Raw genomic sequence first — 18759 nt, 5'->3', positions numbered from 1 at the left:
TTCTCGAAAGGATGGGCGGAGCCGATCGACAATTCCGGCGATCGGCTCGCTGGAAGGCTATTCGAAGATCGCGAAGAACTTCTCCGCACCCGAGGCGCTGTCCTCGGACGGATTGGTCCAGAACTCGTCGACGAAGTCGTTGAGTGCGCCGGCCTGCTGCGGCGAGAGGATCAGAGCCTGATCCGGCACGATCTTGCCGGCACTCATCAGCTCAAGGCCTTTTTGTGCACAAACGTCGAGCTTCGATTTGTCGACGTCGGTGCGCATCGGCACCGAGCCCTTCTTGAGCGAGAACTCGACCTGCACGGCCGGGTCCATGGCGACCTCGGCGAGCAGGACCTGCCCCTTTTGTGCGGCCGCGTCGGCGATCTTCGGGAAGGAGAAAGAATCGGCGACATAGACCATGCCCGGCGATTGCGGCACGAGCATGCAGCCATAATCCTTGCCCAGTTCCTTGCCAGCCGCAACGAATTCACCCTTGGCCCAATCGCCCATGAATTGCACGCCGGCCTTGCCGGTGATGACCATGGCGGTCGCGTCGTTCCAGTTGCGGCCCGCAGCCCCTTCATCGACATAGGCGCGCAGCTTGCCGAGAATATCGAGCGTCTTCTTCACGCCCGCCGTCGAGGCGTCGCCCTTGTCCTTGTCGACATAGATCTTGAGGAAGCCGTCAATGCCAACCTGGGTCAGCAGGATCATGTTGAAGACCTTGGATTCCTGCCAGGATTGGCCGCCCCAAGCGACAGGCTGGATGCCGGCAGCCTTCAACTTGTCGAGTGCCGAGAAGAATTCGTCCCAGCTCTTCGGTTCGTCGTTGAGGCCAGCCTTGGCGAAGGCCTCCTTTGAATAGAACGCCCAGCTCTCGCCATGAGCGCCGGTCGGAGAGAGATAGACCTTGCCGTCATAGGAGATGAGGTCGTAGATCGACTTGGGCAGGACATCGGCCCATTTGGCGGCTTTCGCCACATCGTCGATCGGGCTCATAAGTCCCTGATTGACGAAATCGGTATTGGCAAGGCCGAGCACGGCCTGCTTTGCAGTCGGCGGGTCGCCCGCGACCAGACGGTTCTGGAAAGCAGCATCGGCCGCGCCGAAACCGGCAATGGAAGAGTCTTTCCAGGTGCCGCCGCGCTTTTCGAACTCCTGTTTGACGACGTTAAGGGCGGCGGCTTCGCTGCCTGATGTCCAGGAGGTCATCACCTCGGCCTGCGGCTTGTCTTCCGCATGGGCAGGGATGGAGGCCGTAACGAGTGCGGCTCCCATCAATAGCATTTTCACTATGTCTTTCATCGTTCCACCTCTTCAGGAAAGCCCTCTTGGCGGGGCTGTTCGTTGTCGGATTGTTGGTATCAGCGATAGATCGGCAAGAGCGCCTGTCTGACGAGCGTCAGCCCGTTGGCGATATCGCCGACCGGATCGGGGGCTGCATCCAGCTCAAGGATGGCCCAGCCTTCATAGCCGCGGTCGCGCAGCAGCCTGGCCCAGCCCGGCCAATCGACCCGGCCGAGGCCGAAGCCACAGAAATAGGGGCGATGGCGGTCATGGATATGCTCATCGATGACGGTATCGGCGGGCATCGGACCCAGCGCATCCTTCCAATGGGCGATGATGACGCGCTCATGGTGACGATCGACAAGCTGCAGCGGATCGGAGCCCGCAACGATGATATGCGCCGTATCCGGGCACATATGCACGTAGGCGGGATCGGTCAGCAGCATCAGCAGATCGACATCGCGCGCTGCTGCAAAAATCGAATGCGCCTCGGTGTGAAGAGCGAGCCGCACACCCTTGGCGTAGAGAGCGGCACCGAGGCGATTGAGGAAATCGGCAATCTTGCGCGCGTGCTCGAAATCGAAGAACCGCACCGGCTGAGCGCCGAGCGTCTGGCGAAGCGGCGCACCGATGACCATGATATCGCTGCCGCAGGCCTTGAGGAACTCGGCATATTTTTCGGCTTTGTCGATGATGGCGGCCTGTGCGGATGCCTCTGTGAAATCGCCGGCGGCTTCTAGTTCTGCAAAGAAGCCGCTCGCCAGTGTCAACCCGCGGCTGGAAAGCTCTGCGGCAAACTTCTCGACCGAACCATAGGTCTTCGTCGCATCCTGCCAGTTGAAGGGCGAGAAGGTCAGCTCCACACCGGTAACGCCGGAGGCTTGCACGGCGTCCAGTATCTTGTCCCAGAAGGCGCGGGGCGTGTTGCGCGATAGCGCGATGATGCCGTCATAATCCTCTACGCCCCAAAATCCGGGGTGGAAAAAGGTGACGAGATCGACACCAAAGCGCAGCCGTTCCGTAGAGGTCATGAGACTATCCGTTCTTAAGGCATGGAAGATCGCTCGCGGAACCATGATCCGCGGCCAAATAATCCATAATGATTTCAATGCACTGCAATTGGCAAACGTTTGCCGTGCCTGAATAGTAGACAAGTCGTTTTTTTATGCAAGCGATTTTTGGCAAACGTTTGCTAAACGGCTGGGATTGCCGTAGCATCCCGCGCGATGGGCATTGGGAAGGACGCCAAAAAGTGAAGAATAACAAGGATCTGCCGGCAGAAGAGCATTCCGGCCCTCTGATGGCGGATGTCGCTCGGCTGGCAGGCGTCGCGATCTCCACGGTGAGCCGCGCGCTCGCCAATCCCGGCCGCGTCAACGAGAAGACCCGCGCTAAGATCGATGCCGCGGCCAAGCAGCTCGGCTATACGCCCAATGCTATGGCGAGAGGGCTGCGCGTCGGCAAGTCCAACGTCGTCATGATCATTCTGCCGGGCTCGCTCTATTACGGTGTCTCGCAGGTCATTCCATTGGTTCTGCAGGGGATAAACCGCTCGTTGAGTCAGAATGGCTACCATCTGATGATTGCCAACCTCGATCGCGACGAGGCTTCCGAGCGCCATATCCTCGATCTGGCTTTTGGTGGCACGGTGCGTGGCGCCATCATTCTCTCTTCGGATCTTCCGGTCGATGGCAGCCGCTCGTTTAAGGATTCGGCTCTACCTGTCGTCTCGCTTCTGTACGATATGAGCCATGCCGCCCTGCCGAGCGTCGTGACCAATGATCGGCAGGCCGTTCGCGAGGCCACGGCCGAATTGCTTGCTCTCGGCCACCGGCGTTTTCTTTATCTTGCCGGTCCGGAGGGCAATTATCACGACAGAGAACGCTATCTGGGTGCCGTTGAAGCGCTTGCCGCTGTGGGTCTGCCGGAGACCGCGATCGTCAGGTCCGGCGGCAGCCTGGATTATCAGCATGGTTTCCAGATCGGCGTTGCTGCTGCGGCGGAATTTGCCGATCTCATCTTGAAACCCACGGCCGTCATTGCCACCAGCGACGATATGGCGATTTCCTTCATGAGCTGCGTTCAACGCATGGGGTGGAAAATTCCGGCCGATCTTTCCATCGTATCCTTCGACGGCGCCCCGGTCTGTGAATATTCGCTGCCGCCGCTGTCGACCATCGAACAGCCTGTCGAGGAAATGGGTCAGATGGCCGTGAGCTTGCTGATGGAACGGATCGATGCGCCGGATAAGGCAGCGGCCCTGCGTCACGTCATCGAAAGCAAGCTCATTCGGCGCGAAAGCTTTGGTCCGGCGCCGTCAAATGTTTAGGGACTGCATTGCATCGCTCTCATCGCCTTCATCCCGGCCGAGCGACGAGCGAAACAGTCTCGGCGTTGTTCCGGTCCGCCGTTTGAAGATGTCGTAGAACCGGCTGCTGGAGCCGAAGCCGCAATCATAGGCGATCTGCAGGACCGGGCTGTTGGTTTCGGCGAGCTGCTGCATCGCCCGGGCCAGGCGATAACGCGTCAGATATTCGTTGACCGAGATGCCCAATACGCTGTGAAAGATCTTGTTGGCCGTGCTGGGATGGATGCCGGCGAGCCCCGCCAACATCGGCAAGCTTACCGGTTCGCAATAGCGGGTATGGATAAGGTCGGTCAATGTTTCGGTGCGCTGCACGGCAATACTGACGGCCGGTGCCGAACGCCGTCGGGCGAAGTCATGATCGTCGTCGGGAGCATCGAGAACGAAACGCCGTATTCTGAGCTTGACCTCGTCGAGGATCAGCCGACGCCGAGCCATGTCCCCGTGCCCCCAGTCGGCCACCCATTGCGGCAGGAGCACGGCGTCGGCGGGGTAGGGGCGGATATCGGCCGAAAACCGTCCCTGCATGATCGCCTGCCGCACGTTGCGATCGATCGGCAAACTCAGGAAGTCGACGAGCGGAAGATAGATGCAGATGAGCGGAGCATTGGAGGTGACCGCAATCGTCCTGTGCGGAATGGCGGCCCAGAACAGCACCAGCCGCCCCGCGTCCACCTGCTCCTGCCTTCCGTTGAAAATATAGGTCATCTGCCCTTCCATGAGGAAGTTCAGCTCGACATGGTCGTGCCAATGCGCGGCACTCATGGCATCGGCGATGTGCCGCTCGATCAGAAAGCCGCCGGCGGATGTGATGAGAGCTTCACGTTCGACGGAATTGCTGGGTTTCGGCATGGGGCCTGTCTGGTAGCGCGAATCCGGGAATAATTTCATTGATAGCAGGAGGAAATTCCGAATTGAAAGAGGCATGAGGTTCAAAGCCATTCCACGCGGAGATTCCTTCATGCCAAAGATCTGCCTGATCGGTGCCGGCAGCACCGTCTTTGCCCAGAATATTCTGGGCGACGTCCTTTCCAGTCAGGGTGGTGGCGATTACGTCATCAGTCTCTTCGACATCGATCCGGAGCGCCTGAAAACATCCGAAATCGTTGCACAGCGCATCTGCGAGGCGCTTCGCCTCGACAAGGTGCGCATCGAGGCGACGCTTGATCGCCGGCAAGCGCTGAAAGGTTCGGATTTCGTCATCCTGATGATGCAGGTCGGAGGCTACAAGCCGGCCACCGTGACTGATTTTGAAATCCCGAAACGGCATGGCCTCCGGCAGACCATCGCTGATACGCTCGGGATCGGCGGCATCTTCCGTGGGCTTCGCACCATTCCCGTTCTCGAAGAAATCTGCCGTGATATGGAAGACATGTGCCCCAATGCCCTGCTGATGCAATACGTCAATCCGATGGCGATCAATTGCTGGGCGATCAAAGAGATTGCGCCTCACATCCGCACCGTCGGGCTTTGCCACAGCGTGCAGCACACAGCCGCCCATCTTGCCGATTGCCTCGGCGAAGACGTCGCCGATATCAACTATCTCTCGGCCGGCATCAACCATATCGCCTTCTTTCTCAAATATGAAAAACTGCACGCCGACGGCAGCCGCGAGGACCTCTATCCGCGTCTGCGCGCTCTGGTCGAAGAAGGACGCATTCCCGCTGACGATCGGGTGCGTTTCGACGTTCTGAAAAGACTTGGCCACTTCGTCACGGAATCGAGCGAGCATTTCTCGGAATATACATCCTGGTACATCAAGGAGGGCCGTAGCGATCTGATCGAGCGACTCAATATTCCCCTGGATGAATATATCCGCCGTTGCGAAGTCCAGATCGCCGAGTGGCACGAGTTGCGCAGCGACCTTGAAGGCGGCAAGCCGATCGATGTCTGCCGGAGCAATGAATATGCGGCCGGTATCATTCACGCGGCAGTCACCGGCCGGCCCGCGCTGATCTACGGAAATGTCCCGAACAACGGACTGATCCAAAATCTGCCGAACGAGTGCATCGTCGAAGTTCCATGCCATGTCGATCATAACGGCATTCAGCCCACGCGCATCGGGCGGATACCTTCGCAGCTCGCAGCCGTCATGCGCTTAAGCGTTTCCGTGCAGGAGCTGACGGTCGAGGCGGCACTAACGAAGAGGCGGGATCGCATTTATCAGGCGGCTCTGCTCGATCCGCATACCGCAGCGGAGCTGTCACCCGATCAGATATGGGCACTTGTTGACGACATGATCGAGCAACACGGCAGTCTTTTGCCCGCCTACCATTAGGCCCACCACGTCTTGAGCGACGATAATTCACCAGCGCGGTCTCTTCGAGAGAGGAGGCCGCGCGTTTGCTTTTTTGGCTCGATGCCGATCGCGAAATAGATCAAAAAAGATCAGAATTATGATTGACATTGATCTTATTGAATGGAAGTCTGAGCGAAATAGAAATGATTACGAAAGAGGAACCTTCATTGAGTCAGGCTGGAGGAGTCAAAGTCGATCGTCTCGACGCTATTCGCAGCCATCTGTATGCGAACGGGTTTTCGACTATTCAGGCGCTCGCGGATGCCATCGGTGCTTCCTTGGCAACGGTGCGCAGGGACTTGCAGGTCCTCGAGCGGGAAGGCGCCATCGACCGCGTGCATGGCGGCGCCCGGATCGCCGAGGGATCGTCAGTGGAGCTTGCTTTTCAGGAGCGGGCCAAGCGGCATCTGTCGGCCAAACGCGCAATCGCAACGGCAGCCTACGATTTGCTGACGCCGCGCACGGCAATCTTTCTCGATGCCGGAACCACGGTTCTGCAGCTGGCACGGCTCATCCGTCTGAACCCGATGCCGCTTCGTATCTTCACCAATGGCCTGACGGTGGCGCAGGAATTCCTCAACATCCCCAATCTGGAAGTCGTCTTGCTCGGTGGCCAGCTTCGCAGCGAAAATGCTTCGCTCGTCGGGCCGCAGGCCGAAGCAATGCTTGAGAGCATCTGGTTCGATCAACTCTTCCTCGGCGCAAGCGCCATCAGTCCGGATGGCGCGATCTATAGCGTCGACAGCGCCGAAGCGAGCCTCAACAGATGCATGCTCAGCCGGTCGGCGCACCGCTTCGTGCTCGCCGATTCCTCGAAGTTCGGCACGATGGCGACCTATAAGGTCGCTCCCTTGAGTGCTGCCAAGGTGATTACCGATGCGGGTCTTTCCGCGCATTGGCGCAGCGAACTCGTCAATCTCGGCGTCGAGACGACGATCGCGGATCTCGGAGCGCCGGAATGAGCGACGACCTGATCCTCGGTATCGATGGTGGCGGCAGCAAGGTGCTGGCGGCACTTGCCGACAGAGCCGGCAACGTGCTGTTTATGTCGCGTAGCGGCGGCGTCAACCCGATGGACAATCCGAACTGGCGGCGCGAACTGGATCTTGCCCTGCGTCCCTTTCTGGAGCGGGAGCAGCCGGCGGCCGTCGCCGCCGCGCTGCCGGCCTATGGCGAAGTGGCGCGCCTGTCGGAACAGCAGCGCGAGGCGATCGAAATCAGCTTCCCCAAGGCGAAGCGGCATATTCTTAACGATGTCGATGCGGCTCATCTCGGCGCTTTCGCCGGAAAGCCTGGTATTCTGATCCTATCCGGCACGGGTTCGATGGCTTGGGCACGCAATAGCGCCGACGCATCTGCGCGCGTCGGCGGCTGGGGCGACGTCATCGGCGACGAGGGCAGCAGCTATTGGATCGGACGGGCAGCTCTCAGCCTCGTCAGCCAGAGCCTCGACGGGCGGGCACGTCCGACCGCGTTGGCGAAGGCCATGTTCGAATTCCTCAACCTCGACAGCATCGACCCGGTCAATGCGCTGGGAGGATGGGTGAGCGAACTCAAAAACCCTCGCGCCGAGATCGCTGCCCTCTCGGTTCTCGTCGATCGCGTTGCGCGCTCTGGTGACGGAGCAGCAAAACAGCTGACCGAACAGGCCGCATCGGAACTGGCAAAGCATGTCGAAGCCATAGCGCCGCATTGCGGTCCGGGCGCTGACTGGACCTATGCAGGCGGAACATTTGCAAGCCGCGCCCTGCTTGCTGCACTCGAGCGGCGCGTCGGCCGCCCGGCCGTAAGCCCGAAACTTCCTCCCATCGGCGGCGCCCTTCTGGCGGCCGCCCGCCTTCTCGACTGGCCGGTGGATGACGGCTGGATCACACAAATCGCCGCAACGGCAAAGACCGCAGCGGTGCATTCAGGTGAAGCAGACCTCAATAACAAGGAAAGAAGGGAACATGCGTAAATTTACTTTGCCATTCGTCGCTCTTGCGGCGCTCGTTGCCGCCGTTCCGGCCCTCGCTCAGAACGCGAAACCGCTTGCCGGACAATCGATCACGGTTCTGATGCCTTCGCCCCAGGCGCCGAACATTCCCGGCGATTTCGAAGCCGAGACCGGCATTCACGTCAATATGCAGACACTCTCGTGGGACGATATCCGCCCGAAGCTCGTCACCTCGCTGATCGCAGGCACAGCACCGGCCGATGTCACCGAGTTCGATTGGTCATGGACGGGCCAGTTCAGCGCCGCGGACTGGTATCTGCCGCTCAACGACGTGATCGATGCCGATACTGTCAAGGATATCGGCGTCTCCAAGATCTTCACGGTCAACGGCAATCTGCTCGGCGTGCCCTATACCAACGACTTCCGCGTCATGCTGATCAACAAGAAGCATTTCGCCGATGCGGGCATCACGACAATGCCGAAGACACTCGATGAGCTTGTCGCCGCCGCCAAGCAGATCAAGGAAAAGAAGATCGCGACCTATCCGATCGGCCTGCCGCTTTCGGCGACCGAAGGCGCGTCGACGAGCTGGTATCTCCTGACGAAGGCCTTCGGCGGCGAACTGTTCGACAAGGATTTCAAGCCGCTTTTCGTCTCGAAGGATTCGGCCGGCTACAAGGCGCTGGCCTTTGAACTGATGCTGCTGAAGGAAGGTCTCGTCGATCCCGCCTCCACCGGCCTCAAGGACAGCCAGATCAATGAGAGCATGTTTGCCCAGGGCGTCACCAGCATCATGATCTCGGGCGAGCCGGGCAGGATCGGTCAGATGAACGATCCGAAGCAATCGAAGGTCGCCGGCCAGGTCGAGGCGATCCTAGTGCCGACGGCCAGCGGCGATACCCGCAGCTTCGGCCTTCCCGAAGCGCTCGCCATCCCCCGCGTCTCGCAGAACAAGGAAGCCGCCATCGCCTTCGTCAAATGGTTCACCAGCAAGGACTTCCAGAAGAAGAATGCGGCCAGTGGCGCATTGCCGACCCGCACATCGGCCTTGTCTGAACTCAATGCTGCCGGGCAGCTGCTGAGCGGTGACACGCTCGTCGCGCAGTCGAAGACCGTCGAGCCTCTGTTTCCGCAGGGTACACCCCCTTGGTATCCGGAATTCTCAAGCGCGGTAAATACGGCCATCAATAGTGCGGCGAAGGGCCAGGTCACCGTCGATCAGGCCATGCAGAACATCGCCGAAGCGGCAAAGCAGGCATCGGCGCAATGACAATTGCAATTTCTGCCGGTGGTAGGACGAAGCGTGGTGCCGGCGTCAAGGCCGAAACCATGCTGGGTATCCTGCTTGTTTCGCCGATCCTGATCACGATGGCGGCTCTTGTCTTCTACCCGATCGGAAGAACGGTGTGGGACAGCCTGCACAGGGTCAATCCGATGCAGGCGGGAACGCCCTTCGTCGGGCTGGAGAACTACACTCGCATGTTCTCCGATGCCGCGCTTGGCACGACGTGGATCAACACGTTTCTGTATGTCGTGCTTGCGGTTGTCGCCGAAACGGTGTTCGGCGTGCTTGCCGCCGCTCTTATCAATCAGGTCAAGGTCGGCCGGCAATGGCTGCTCGCAGCTGTCGTCCTGCCCTGGGCGCTGCCCGGTGTCGTCAACGCGGTGATCTGGCTCTGGATCTACCAACCCGGTGCGGGATTGCTGAACGGCATTCTTTCGGCCGTAGGGTTGCCGTTCGAAAACCACGTCTGGTTCAACGATCGCACCAGCGCCATCATCGCAGTCACGGTGGTTCACGTCTGGCGCATGATGCCCCTGACCGTCGTTATCGTGCTGGCCGCTATGCAGAGCATTCCCGCTCATCTCTATGAGGCCGCGCGCATCGATGGCGCAACGCGCACACAAATGTTCGCCCTTGTTACGCTTCCGCTGGTGCGCAGTGCCATTGCCGTTGCCATGACCAACGCGACCGTCAATGCATTCAACCTCTTCGACGAGGCCTGGGTCTTGGCGGGCTCGAGCCTCGAGACGCGACCGGTTCTCGTCCAGATCTATCTCGAGACCTTCCAGAACCTGCGCTTCTCCTATGGCATGGCCCTGTCTCTCGTGATCACGCTGGTCTCGCTGCTGGTCTCGCTTGTCTATGTCCTGCGCGTCTATCGCAACACCCGGTTTGACTGATGAAACAGAGCCTTTCCTATCGTTTGTTGATCTGGGCCGGTGTTGCGGTCCTCCTGATCTGGTCGCTCGGTCCGATCTACTGGACGCTCGCAAGCTCCATCACGCCGACCGAGGACTTTTCGGCTAGACCGATCCATTTCTTTCCGCAGCATTTCACGCTGGATCATTTCTCCCGCCTCTTCGGCATCGATATTGCCAGGATCGGCGGAGTCCAGGTCTGGTCGCAGTTTCGCGCAGCACTGATCAACAGCATCGTCACGTCCGTGGCTGCAACGCTTCTTTGTGTGGCGATATCGGCACTCGGCGCCTATGCCTTCACGCGGATCCAGTTTCCAGGCCGGGGCTTTCTGTTTGCCGCTGTCGTCGCGACTCTCGCAATCCCTGGTTATGCGGTGCTCATTCCGCTTTATCGGATCATGATCAGCCTGCATTTGGTCGATACTTATGTGGGCGTGGCGTTGATCTATGTCTCGGCCTATCTGCCTTTGTCCCTGTGGTTGCTGCGAAGCGTCTTCGAGGCACTGCCGATCGCGCTTGAAGAGGCGGCACAGCTCGATGGCGCCGGCAGGCTCTACATCTTCTTCAACATTGTCCTGCCGCTTGCCGGTCCCGGCCTGACGGCGGCAGCCATCCTGACCTTTCTTGGCGCATGGGGGCAGTATCTCGTCCCGCTCATCTTCTCGCCACAGGCGACGAAGCCCCTGACGGTGCTGATCCCCGAATTCGTCACCAAGAACTTCATCGACTATGGGCTGATCACGGCAAGCGGATCGATTGCCATCATCATTCCCGCCCTGGTCGTCATCTTTCTCAATCGATACCTCGTCAGCGGTCTGCTGGCCGGATCGGTCAAGTAAATCGGAGCTGATATGAATACGACGGAAAAGGTGATCTTCGAACAATTCCCTTATTGGGAAAAGGCGATTGGACCGGTCTCCGCCCCGCATGATGCCGAACTGACGGTTTTTCTGGGCTGCGGCACATCCTATAATCTCGCTTTGTCGCTTGCGGCTCACGCCAATCTTGCCGGCTATCCGGCGATTGCCGCGCCGGGTGCGGAATGGCTGAACCGGCCGGCCGCCTTCTGGCCGCGCTGGCAGAAGGTCCATCTGGTGGCCCTTTCGCGCAGCGGGGAGACGACGGAAACCGTTGCCGCTGCCAAGGCTAGCCGCAAAGCCGGCGTTTTCGTCACCGCCATCACGGTCGAGCCTGAAAGCTCGCTTGCTAGGAATTGCGACCGGCTGATCGAAGCGGCGACCCATGGCGATGAGGGCATCGTCATGACGGTCTCGGCGAGCCTCATGCTGCTTCTGGGCATGCAGATGGTCGGCGTGGAGATCCCGCCATCGATCGCCCAATCCGCCCGCCGTCTGGCCGATCAGCTCGATGCGGCTCTTCCGAAGATCATCGAAGGTCGGTCGCATTTCGTTTTCCTTGGCAGCGGACCGCTCTACGGTATTGCCCTGGAAGGCGCCTTGAAGTTGATGGAAATGAGCCAGATCATCACGCAGGGCTTTCATCCCCTGGAATACCGCCATGGACCGATCAGCCTCGTCGATGGAAACACGGCGGTCGTCATGCTCTATAGCGCCGATCAGAAGGCTGCGGAAGCGCTGCTGGTCGAGGAGCTGCGGCAAAAGGGTGCGGCCGTCATCGGCTTTGGCGGCCCAGGCGATCTGGAACTCGTTGTCGATTGCGATCCGGCACTTTCGGGCCTCTGCGTGCTGCCTGCTCTGCAGATCCTCGGCGAACGGGCAGCGCAGTCGAAGGGTGTCGATACGGTGTCGCCCCGCCATCTGACCAAGGTCGTGATGCTCGGATGAACACCTCCGTCGAACACAATCGCAGCATTGCGCTGAAGAAGCTTCTCGGTGACCGCGTCAAGACAATGCAGCGCGGGATCACATCGGTCTGCTCCGCGCATCCGCTCGTTATCGAGGCGGCACTGAGGCGTGCAGCCTTAGATGAGGCGGTCGCGCTGATCGAAGCGACCTGCAATCAGGTCAATCAGGATGGTGGCTATACCGGAATGACGCCACGCGACTTCCGCCGTTTCGTCGAAGACATAGCCGCCGCAGTCGGCTTTCCTGTCGACCGCATCATCCTTGGCGGCGACCATCTTGGGCCGAACCCGTGGAGGAAGCTGCCCGCAGAGGAAGCGATGGCGAAGGCCGAGGCGATGATTGCGGCCTATGTCGAAGCAGGTTTCGAAAAGATCCACCTCGATACATCGATGGGCTGCGCCGGCGAGGCCGTAGCCTTGGCCGACGAGCTGACGGCGGAACGCGCCGCGCGGCTTGCACGCGTGGCGGAACAGGCTGCTCTTCGCTCCGGCCGCCGGCCACCCGTCTATATTATCGGAACCGAAGTGCCGCCGCCGGGCGGCGCCACCCATGCCCTCGACGAGCTCGAGGTGACGCGACCCGAGGCGGCGATAAACACACTGGCAGTGCATCGTGCCGCCTTCGCCAAGGCCGGTGTCGAAGGCGCTCTGGAGCGGGTGATCGCCATTGTCGTCCAGCCCGGCGTCGAGTTCGGCAATGCCAATGTCGTCCGTTACAGACCGGATCGTGCGGATGGCTTGGTTGGCGCTCTCGACCAGATGCCCGGCTTGCTCTTCGAGGCGCATTCCACGGACTATCAGCCTGGGGACGCGCTTGCCGCCCTCGTGGAGGGCGGTTTCGCGATCCTCAAGGTCGGGCCAGGCCTGACCTTTGCCCTGCGTGAGGCGCTCTATGGCCTCGATGCTATCGCGTCGGTTCTCGCCGGAAGGGTTCTGTCTGATGCGATCTATGCGACGATGGAGGCCGTCATGCTCGAAAGTCCGGGTCATTGGAATTCCCATTATGGCGGCTCGGCTGAGGAACAGCGCTTGCAGCGCCATTTTAGCTATAGCGACCGCATGCGCTATTATTGGCCGAACGAGAAGGCCGCCGCGGCAGTCGAGGCTCTGCTTGCGCGCTTCGAGGGCGATATTCCGGAAACGCTCATCAGCCAATATCTCGGCCGGGTCTATCCGGCAGTGGTCGCGAAGAAGGTTCTGCCTCGGGCGCGTGATCTCTGTATTGCGGCGATCGACGCGGCCCTGGAACCTTATTCTGCAGCCACGATCGCATAGGTCACCTTGGCGCGCTGCCCGGCCCTGGTGGTCGGCAAGGGCGTTGGCGATCAGACACACGCTTTTCTAATTGGAGATCATAATGGCATCGGTCAGCGTGACGAGTGTCCGCAAGAGCTACGGTCACTTCGAAGTTCTGCATGGGGTGGATATCGATATCGAGGACGGCGAATTCGTCATTCTCGTCGGCCCTTCGGGCTGCGGAAAATCGACACTTCTTCGCATGATCGCCGGACTGGAGGAGATCAGCGGCGGTGATGTCGCGATCGGCGGCCGGGTGGTCAACGATGTCGAACCCAAGAGCCGTGACATCGCCATGGTGTTCCAATCCTACGCGCTCTATCCGCATATGACCGTCGAGGCGAATATGGGCTTTTCGCTTCGATTGGCCAAGGCGCCGAAGGAAGAGATCCGGCAGCGCGTGCGCGATGCGGCGCAGATCCTCGGTCTCGAAAACCTGCTCGACCGCTATCCGCGCAACCTGTCCGGCGGCCAGCGCCAGCGTGTCGCCATGGGCCGTGCGATCGTGCGTCAACCGCAGGTGTTTCTTTTCGACGAGCCGCTATCCAACCTGGATGCAAAGCTGCGCGTACAGATGCGCTCCGAAATCAAGCAGCTGCATCAGCGCCTGCGTACGACCACCATCTACGTCACTCACGACCAGATCGAAGCCATGACGATGGCGGACCGGATCGTCGTCATGCGTGACGGCTATGTCGAGCAGATCGGCTCGCCTCTGGACCTGTACGACCGGCCCGCCAACCTCTTCGTTGCCGGCTTCATCGGCTCCCCTGGGATGAACCTTATCCGCGGCAAGATCAGCAGTACCGGCCCGCTGGAATTCGTCGCCGACGGCGGAGCGCGCCTTCCGTTGCCCGCGGGGCTCGAAGTCGCGCGCGGCGCAGAGATTGTCTACGGCATACGGCCCGAAAATATTGCCATAGGCGAGGGCGGCATCGATGCCGAAGTCGTCGTGGTGGAGCCCACCGGTGCAGAGACCCTGATCGTCTCGCGTATCGGGTCCGACGATCTCGTCATAGCGTTGCGCGAACGGGTCAGCACGCGGGCTGGCGGCCGTCTTTCGTTGATACCTGACCTTGGGCGGCTGCATCTTTTCGACGGGGCGACTGACCGGCGGCTGGAGTAAGCTCATTCGCCATTGCTCGCCGCCACCAGCCTCAAAGTCGGTTTGCGTTGCAGCATCCGAGGGCAGGCGACCCGATCGGTGGTAGCGAGAAGACTTTGGTTTCAGTCGGCAGCCAGCCAGGCTTTAATCCCTGTGAGGCTATGAAAGTCGTCGACTGCACGCACTCTTACCCCAGGTAGCGCGAGACCTGCCATCTCCGCCAGGGCTCGACCCGGCCCCAGTTCGAGGATCGTCGTTGCGCCACGTTCGGCCAAGGCTTCGATCACGCTTGCCCAATCGATCCTCTCGGCCAGTTGCCGCGCAAGCCCCCCGCGGGCGCGTTCCGGATCGACAACAAGCGTGGCACCGTTGGCAGTCATGAGGCGCAGCGCCGGGCGACTCATGACGGCCGAAGCGAGAGTTTTGTCAAACGGTGCCACCGCACCGGCGAGCCGCGGTGTATGGGAGGCGACATGCACCGGCATCGGCGCAGCACGTGCCGCACCTTCTTCCAGCGCGGCGGTGCATAGGGCATCGATCGATTGCCTGGCGCCGCCGAGGATGAACAGGAGAACGGGGTTCACGATGGCGATGGCGCAGTGGAAACGATCGGCAAGCTCCTGCGCCGCCGCCATTGGCAAACCACGCACATAGCCAAGCCCGTCATCCGGCCCACCGGCAGCGTCCATTTCCCGCGCCCGCTGATCGACCAGCCTCAAAGTGTCCATGGGCGACCAGATCCCAGCCACCCCCCACGCCGCCATTTCACCGACGCTGTAACCGGCCACCATCGTTTCGCTTGGCGCGCCGGCCGGGAAAAGGGCGCGAGCAATCGCAAGCGCACGCGTCACGCACAGGATCTGACCTTCGCGGTTTGCGTGCAACGCGGCTTCGGGTACGGTCCGGCAGAATTCCGTTGGGTGCGTCCCCAGCACAGCGGTCGCGGCTTCGAAAACGAGCTGTGCTTCGGATTCTGCCGCCAGCAGCCGGAACATTTCCCGGCTCTGGTGACCTTGGCCCGAACACAGCAGCGCAAGGGTCACGATTCCAACACCTCGGTAAACAGCGCCATGGCAAGGAGATCGGCGCAACCGCCCGGGCTGAGATTGCGCGCCACGAACGCCTGGTGAATAGCCTTGGCATCCCATCGCCAGTTCGCGCGCGCGACCCCGCCATCAGCCAGGAAGGCGCGGGCCTTCTCACGCGCGAAATTCAACCCTTCCGGGCCGGCGCGATAAAGCAGATTGCTGTCGTCGACCACCGCGATCAGAGCCATGCAGGCATGAACCCTTGCGGCTTCTTCGTCACCCGTGGCCAGGCGACGCCCTTCGGCAAGCGCCGGACGGGCGATATCGTAGACGCATGGCATACCGGCGGCCGCCTCGGCCCGCGCACCGCCGACCTGGTAGCGTCGCGCCACGATGCCGCCGTGACTGTCGTGCTCCGGCGCCTTTTTGAGGATGTCGCGTCCCCAACGCTGTGCGACAAGGGTGCCGAGCGGTGCCTGCCAGGCACAGGTCGCCGCCAGGCCGGCCGCCGCCGCCAGCAGGCCGAGGCCGAAGATGGCGCCGCGATGGGTATTCACCCCTGCCGTCGCATCCCGCATTGCCTTTTCCGCCTCAATGCCGATTTGCCGCAGGCGATCCATGCCCATGTCCATGGCGCCGGCCTCGGCAAGCGCGATGAAGAATGGCTCCAGCGTCCGGGCGCTCAGGCGCAGAAGATCCGCATCCATATCGGCATGAGCGCCGTTGTCGATATGGCTGACCAATCCAGGCTTGGGCCAGGTCTCTACCTCCAGGATCAGCGCTTGTGCGGCATACCGCCCGATCAGCCCGGGATCGCAATGCTTGACGATGACAGGGCATCGTTCAGCCAGCAACGGAAACGTCATGCAAAGAGCGCCTCCCGCGCAATCAAGGCCGATCCGATATGGGATTTGATCAAGATCTCCGGATTTCCCGACAGCCATTCCCGCCACTGGACGGCCGTGCCGGAAGGCGTGATCAATTCGGCGTCGATCCGCATCGGCGCGCATTCGGCAATATCATTCAGCAACGCCGTTACTTGCATCGCATCGGCGTCCGAGCGGCACTCGACCAGAAGATCGAGATCGGAAGTATCGGTCAGATAGGAGAGGCCGGTCAGGTATTGCCAAGCCAAACTTCCGAAACAGCGACAAGAGGGGGCTGACTCCAGAAGCGCGCCAATGGCCGGGCCCCATTGCGCCGGCGCCGCGGGCAGCGCATCCCTTAATAGAGGAGGAGGTGTGGTCCGTATCACGGCAGCGGGCGGACAGGCGAGGGCAAGCCGTTTGCGTCCCATGCCCGGAGGAAGAGGCAGCCCCAGGGGCACGATGTCCGCCGCGTCGCTGCAGGTCCGACGACGGAAGATTGCTGGTCGCCCCAACGCCGCCCAAGCCATCAGATCGGGCTCCATTTCGCCCTTGATCTGTCCATGGAGCAGGCCCGGCCAGGCTTCGGAGCGCACATAGGCAAGATCGTGGCGGCGGAGGGCGGCAACATCAACCATGGAGCAAAGCCAGCCGTTCTACTTCGGCCGCAATCATGGCAGCCTTTAGTCGGCCGCCCCGATCAGCGCCCCATTGCGCGCGTAGATCACGCGAAACAGGCTTGGTAAGAAGTGCGGCAAGTTGAGCGTTCAAGGAGGTGGCCGGATCCCAGACTTCCGCTATCGCGCCGGTTGCAAGCAGATTATCGAGGCCGGGCGCGAAAACGGGCGTCGTCTCGGCCTTTTCCTTCAGGGTGGTGAGCGGCAGCTTGGTCACCCTAGCCATGGATGGTAGGTCCATGACTTCGGGCCAGGCCGTGGGCAAAGCAACAAGCGATCCGCAGGCCAGCGCGGTAGCGATAAAGGCGCCGGCAGCGCTGCCGCCATAGAGAAGGCCGATCGTACGGTGTCCCGCATGCTCAGCCTGCCACAGGGCCTTTGCTAAATGCGCCAGTGCCTCGCTGAGACCCAGCAGTTCATCACGCCGGCTCATGCGTTGACTGCCGGAGTCGACCAGGAACAATAGGGGCGAGCTGTCCGGCCGCCGCGCGACTGACAGGATATGCCCGGCCAGCGCTATCGCCTCATCGACGCCTGGATAGGTCTTGTCGGTAACGCCGATCAGATCGATCCGGTTTTGTTGGTCCAACCGGCCCCAGCCGGTAACGAGCCCATCCGCCTGCGTTATCTCATGGCCGGCGGGAAAGAGTGAGGACAGGATATCAGCGAGCTGCATCGGCGTTCTCCCGATGGATATTGGCTGTGGTGAGGAACGCCCCGATGTCCCGCTCCGGTATTTGCCCGGGGTCGTCAACATGCAGCCGCGCCCATATCTCGATGGCATCATGGGCATCGCCAAAATGGCGCAATCGATGTTCGAGCCGCGTCTGTTCTGCTTGCAGCACCGTCAGGTCCAAAGTGGCTGGCCGTTGCAGCGCGGCAATCGCACCGGCCCGGAAGGCGGCGATATCGTCTTCGACGAAGACATCAACCCCGCCAATGAGGTAGCGATGCTTGCCGCCCATGGTTCGCCAGACGAGTGCCCGATCGCGCGAGTCGAATTCTTCCACGCCTTTGTTCGTCTCGATGACCTCCGGCCCGGACACGGATAAACGACCCTGCTCGGAAATGACGAGCGCCGAACAGCAGCCGGCAATCAGGCTGCCGCCGCCATAGCAGCCCGCCCGGCCGCCAAGAAGACCGATGACGCGCACACTCTCGGATCGCGCGTCCAGTACGGCACGCATGATCTCGGAGATTGCCAATTCACCGGCATTGGCTTCCTGGAGGCGCACGCCGCCCGTGTCGAAGAGAATGACGATATCCCGCCGCATCTTAGCTGCAGCATGCAGCAGGCCCGTCAGCTTGGCCCCGTGCACCTCGCCGATGGCGCCGCCCATGAAGCGCCCTTCCTGGGCGGCCACCAGTACGGGGCGGCCGTCGATGCGGCCGGCTCCGACGATGATGCCATCGTCGAACTGCCGGGGCAAATCGAAGAGTGAAAGGTGAGGGCTCGTCTCCCGTCGTTCCGGGCCCAGGAATTCGGTGAAGCTGTCGGCATCGAGCAGATGCAGCAGCCGGCCACGGGCAGATTCTTCATACCAGCTTCGGCGCAGCGTGCGGGGATCGGTCATTCTGGCTTCTCCATCAGCCGCACGCCCTGGGCCAGGCGTAGCGCCACCATGTCCGGCCGGGCGCCGCCGTCATTGATCGTGATGCGCAGACCGCCGGCAGCAGCGCGCGCCGCGAAATCCTCGGTGACTGCCGCCCAAAGCTCGGCGAAACCATGGGCCGGCGTCGCGATCTCGATGACGCAACGGCCGGGCGCCTCCCGCCGTTCAAGCAATATCTCGAGGTTGCCCGAAGCGACGACGCCCACCAGAGCCACGGCGCGGGTTCCGCCGGTCTGCGTCGATTTCAATTCGTAAAGCAGATTTTCCATGACGGT

At 61.2% G+C, this 18759-nt stretch carries 19 protein-coding genes; 10 read left to right on the top strand and 9 right to left on the bottom strand.

Annotated elements, in window-relative coordinates; all coding sequences use genetic code 11:
* Window positions 1–57: 57 nt before the first annotated feature.
* Window positions 58–1290, bottom strand: a complete 1233-nt coding sequence (locus tag AC13RM_RS04060) for an ABC transporter substrate-binding protein (RefSeq protein ID WP_440479253.1) — start codon at window positions 1288–1290, stop codon at window positions 58–60.
* A 59-nt stretch (window positions 1291–1349) separates the two neighbouring features.
* Window positions 1350–2303, bottom strand: a complete 954-nt coding sequence (locus AC13RM_RS04055; protein WP_488554601.1) for a sugar phosphate isomerase/epimerase family protein — start codon at window positions 2301–2303, stop codon at window positions 1350–1352.
* A 221-nt stretch (window positions 2304–2524) separates the two neighbouring features.
* Between AC13RM_RS04055 and AC13RM_RS04050 the strand changes: the two genes are divergently transcribed.
* Window positions 2525–3601: a LacI family DNA-binding transcriptional regulator gene (locus AC13RM_RS04050; protein ID WP_488554600.1), complete on the top strand. Its 1077-nt coding sequence runs from the start codon at window positions 2525–2527 to the stop codon at window positions 3599–3601.
* Here the strand turns inward: AC13RM_RS04050 and AC13RM_RS04045 are convergent.
* A complete protein-coding gene (locus AC13RM_RS04045) occupies window positions 3590–4489 on the bottom strand; it encodes a helix-turn-helix domain-containing protein (RefSeq protein ID WP_488554599.1) in 900 nt (299 codons plus the stop codon). The two genes, AC13RM_RS04050 and AC13RM_RS04045, sit on opposite strands and share 12 nt — an antisense overlap.
* 109 nt (window positions 4490–4598) lie before the next feature.
* Between AC13RM_RS04045 and melA the strand changes: the two genes are divergently transcribed.
* The 9 genes from melA to AC13RM_RS04000 all read left to right on the top strand — a co-directional run bounded on the left by melA (window position 4599) and on the right by AC13RM_RS04000 (window position 14321).
* Complete coding sequence (gene melA / locus AC13RM_RS04040) at window positions 4599–5915, top strand: alpha-galactosidase (protein ID WP_488554598.1); 1317 nt, start codon at window positions 4599–4601, stop codon at window positions 5913–5915.
* A 188-nt stretch (window positions 5916–6103) separates the two neighbouring features.
* Window positions 6104–6898 (top strand): DeoR/GlpR family DNA-binding transcription regulator, encoded by a 795-nt coding sequence (locus AC13RM_RS04035; RefSeq protein WP_488554597.1) that lies wholly within the window; start codon window positions 6104–6106, stop codon window positions 6896–6898.
* Window positions 6895–7893 (top strand): N-acetylglucosamine kinase, encoded by a 999-nt coding sequence (locus AC13RM_RS04030; protein ID WP_488554596.1) that lies wholly within the window; start codon window positions 6895–6897, stop codon window positions 7891–7893. The genes AC13RM_RS04035 and AC13RM_RS04030 overlap by 4 nt, the downstream gene beginning before the upstream one ends.
* Window positions 7886–9142: an ABC transporter substrate-binding protein gene (locus AC13RM_RS04025; protein WP_488554595.1), complete on the top strand. Its 1257-nt coding sequence runs from the start codon at window positions 7886–7888 to the stop codon at window positions 9140–9142. Before AC13RM_RS04030 ends, AC13RM_RS04025 begins: the two co-directional genes overlap by 8 nt.
* Window positions 9139–10056 (top strand): carbohydrate ABC transporter permease, encoded by a 918-nt coding sequence (locus tag AC13RM_RS04020; RefSeq protein WP_488554594.1) that lies wholly within the window; start codon window positions 9139–9141, stop codon window positions 10054–10056. Before AC13RM_RS04025 ends, AC13RM_RS04020 begins: the two co-directional genes overlap by 4 nt.
* A complete protein-coding gene (locus AC13RM_RS04015) occupies window positions 10056–10913 on the top strand; it encodes a carbohydrate ABC transporter permease (protein ID WP_095438757.1) in 858 nt (285 codons plus the stop codon). Before AC13RM_RS04020 ends, AC13RM_RS04015 begins: the two co-directional genes overlap by 1 nt.
* A 12-nt stretch (window positions 10914–10925) precedes the next feature.
* Window positions 10926–11879, top strand: a complete 954-nt coding sequence (locus tag AC13RM_RS04010) for an SIS domain-containing protein (RefSeq protein WP_488554593.1) — start codon at window positions 10926–10928, stop codon at window positions 11877–11879.
* Window positions 11876–13174, top strand: coding sequence for a D-tagatose-bisphosphate aldolase, class II, non-catalytic subunit (locus tag AC13RM_RS04005; RefSeq protein ID WP_488554592.1), 1299 nt, complete (start codon window positions 11876–11878; stop codon window positions 13172–13174). Before AC13RM_RS04010 ends, AC13RM_RS04005 begins: the two co-directional genes overlap by 4 nt.
* An 82-nt stretch (window positions 13175–13256) precedes the next feature.
* The gene (locus tag AC13RM_RS04000) at window positions 13257–14321 is read left to right on the top strand and encodes an ABC transporter ATP-binding protein (RefSeq protein ID WP_285170929.1); all 1065 of its coding nucleotides are present in this window, start codon (window positions 13257–13259) and stop codon (window positions 14319–14321) included.
* A 101-nt stretch (window positions 14322–14422) separates the two neighbouring features.
* Here the strand turns inward: AC13RM_RS04000 and AC13RM_RS03995 are convergent, their stop codons facing one another.
* From AC13RM_RS03995 to mdcC, 6 genes are read right to left on the bottom strand one after another with little or no spacing between them, the layout of a single operon-like run.
* On the bottom strand, window positions 14423–15343 hold the full coding sequence (locus AC13RM_RS03995; RefSeq protein WP_285170931.1) for an ACP S-malonyltransferase: 921 nt from the start codon (window positions 15341–15343) through the stop codon (window positions 14423–14425).
* A complete protein-coding gene (gene mdcB / locus AC13RM_RS03990; RefSeq protein ID WP_285170932.1) occupies window positions 15340–16194 on the bottom strand; it encodes a triphosphoribosyl-dephospho-CoA synthase MdcB in 855 nt (284 codons plus the stop codon). The genes AC13RM_RS03995 and mdcB overlap by 4 nt, the downstream gene beginning before the upstream one ends.
* On the bottom strand, window positions 16191–16832 hold the full coding sequence (gene mdcG / locus AC13RM_RS03985) for a malonate decarboxylase holo-[acyl-carrier-protein] synthase (protein WP_285170935.1): 642 nt from the start codon (window positions 16830–16832) through the stop codon (window positions 16191–16193). The genes mdcB and mdcG overlap by 4 nt, the downstream gene beginning before the upstream one ends.
* Entirely contained in the window at window positions 16825–17547 is a 723-nt protein-coding gene (locus tag AC13RM_RS03980) for a biotin-independent malonate decarboxylase subunit gamma (RefSeq protein ID WP_285170937.1), read from the bottom strand. Before AC13RM_RS03980 ends, mdcG begins: the two co-directional genes overlap by 8 nt.
* A complete protein-coding gene (locus AC13RM_RS03975; RefSeq protein ID WP_285170939.1) occupies window positions 17534–18445 on the bottom strand; it encodes a biotin-independent malonate decarboxylase subunit beta in 912 nt (303 codons plus the stop codon). Before AC13RM_RS03975 ends, AC13RM_RS03980 begins: the two co-directional genes overlap by 14 nt.
* Window positions 18442–18753, bottom strand: a complete 312-nt coding sequence (gene mdcC / locus AC13RM_RS03970; protein ID WP_285170941.1) for a malonate decarboxylase acyl carrier protein — start codon at window positions 18751–18753, stop codon at window positions 18442–18444. Before mdcC ends, AC13RM_RS03975 begins: the two co-directional genes overlap by 4 nt.
* Between the last annotated feature and the right edge of the window lie 6 nt (window positions 18754–18759).

It is taken from the genome of Martinezella sp. CNPSo 3732, assembly GCF_057784515.1.
This window is presented reverse-complemented; position numbering and strand designations above follow the sequence as displayed.

What these genes read in the sequence shown, in the direction of transcription:
- AC13RM_RS04060 (WP_440479253.1), bottom strand. Translation starts at nt 1,290, where the DNA reads ATGAAAGACATAGTGAAAATGCTATTGATGGGAGCCGCACTCGTTACG.
- AC13RM_RS04055 (WP_488554601.1), bottom strand. Translation starts at nt 2,303, where the DNA reads ATGACCTCTACGGAACGGCTGCGCTTTGGTGTCGATCTCGTCACCTTT.
- AC13RM_RS04045 (WP_488554599.1), bottom strand. Translation starts at nt 4,489, where the DNA reads ATGCCGAAACCCAGCAATTCCGTCGAACGTGAAGCTCTCATCACATCC.
- melA (WP_488554598.1), top strand. Translation starts at nt 4,599, where the DNA reads ATGCCAAAGATCTGCCTGATCGGTGCCGGCAGCACCGTCTTTGCCCAG.
- AC13RM_RS04030 (WP_488554596.1), top strand. Translation starts at nt 6,895, where the DNA reads ATGAGCGACGACCTGATCCTCGGTATCGATGGTGGCGGCAGCAAGGTG.
- AC13RM_RS04025 (WP_488554595.1), top strand. Translation starts at nt 7,886, where the DNA reads ATGCGTAAATTTACTTTGCCATTCGTCGCTCTTGCGGCGCTCGTTGCC.
- AC13RM_RS04020 (WP_488554594.1), top strand. Translation starts at nt 9,139, where the DNA reads ATGACAATTGCAATTTCTGCCGGTGGTAGGACGAAGCGTGGTGCCGGC.
- AC13RM_RS04015 (WP_095438757.1), top strand. Translation starts at nt 10,056, where the DNA reads ATGAAACAGAGCCTTTCCTATCGTTTGTTGATCTGGGCCGGTGTTGCG.
- AC13RM_RS04010 (WP_488554593.1), top strand. Translation starts at nt 10,926, where the DNA reads ATGAATACGACGGAAAAGGTGATCTTCGAACAATTCCCTTATTGGGAA.
- AC13RM_RS04005 (WP_488554592.1), top strand. Translation starts at nt 11,876, where the DNA reads ATGAACACCTCCGTCGAACACAATCGCAGCATTGCGCTGAAGAAGCTT.
- AC13RM_RS04000 (WP_285170929.1), top strand. Translation starts at nt 13,257, where the DNA reads ATGGCATCGGTCAGCGTGACGAGTGTCCGCAAGAGCTACGGTCACTTC.
- mdcB (WP_285170932.1), bottom strand. Translation starts at nt 16,194, where the DNA reads ATGACGTTTCCGTTGCTGGCTGAACGATGCCCTGTCATCGTCAAGCAT.
- mdcG (WP_285170935.1), bottom strand. Translation starts at nt 16,832, where the DNA reads ATGGTTGATGTTGCCGCCCTCCGCCGCCACGATCTTGCCTATGTGCGC.
- AC13RM_RS03980 (WP_285170937.1), bottom strand. Translation starts at nt 17,547, where the DNA reads ATGCAGCTCGCTGATATCCTGTCCTCACTCTTTCCCGCCGGCCATGAG.
- AC13RM_RS03975 (WP_285170939.1), bottom strand. Translation starts at nt 18,445, where the DNA reads ATGACCGATCCCCGCACGCTGCGCCGAAGCTGGTATGAAGAATCTGCC.
- mdcC (WP_285170941.1), bottom strand. Translation starts at nt 18,753, where the DNA reads ATGGAAAATCTGCTTTACGAATTGAAATCGACGCAGACCGGCGGAACC.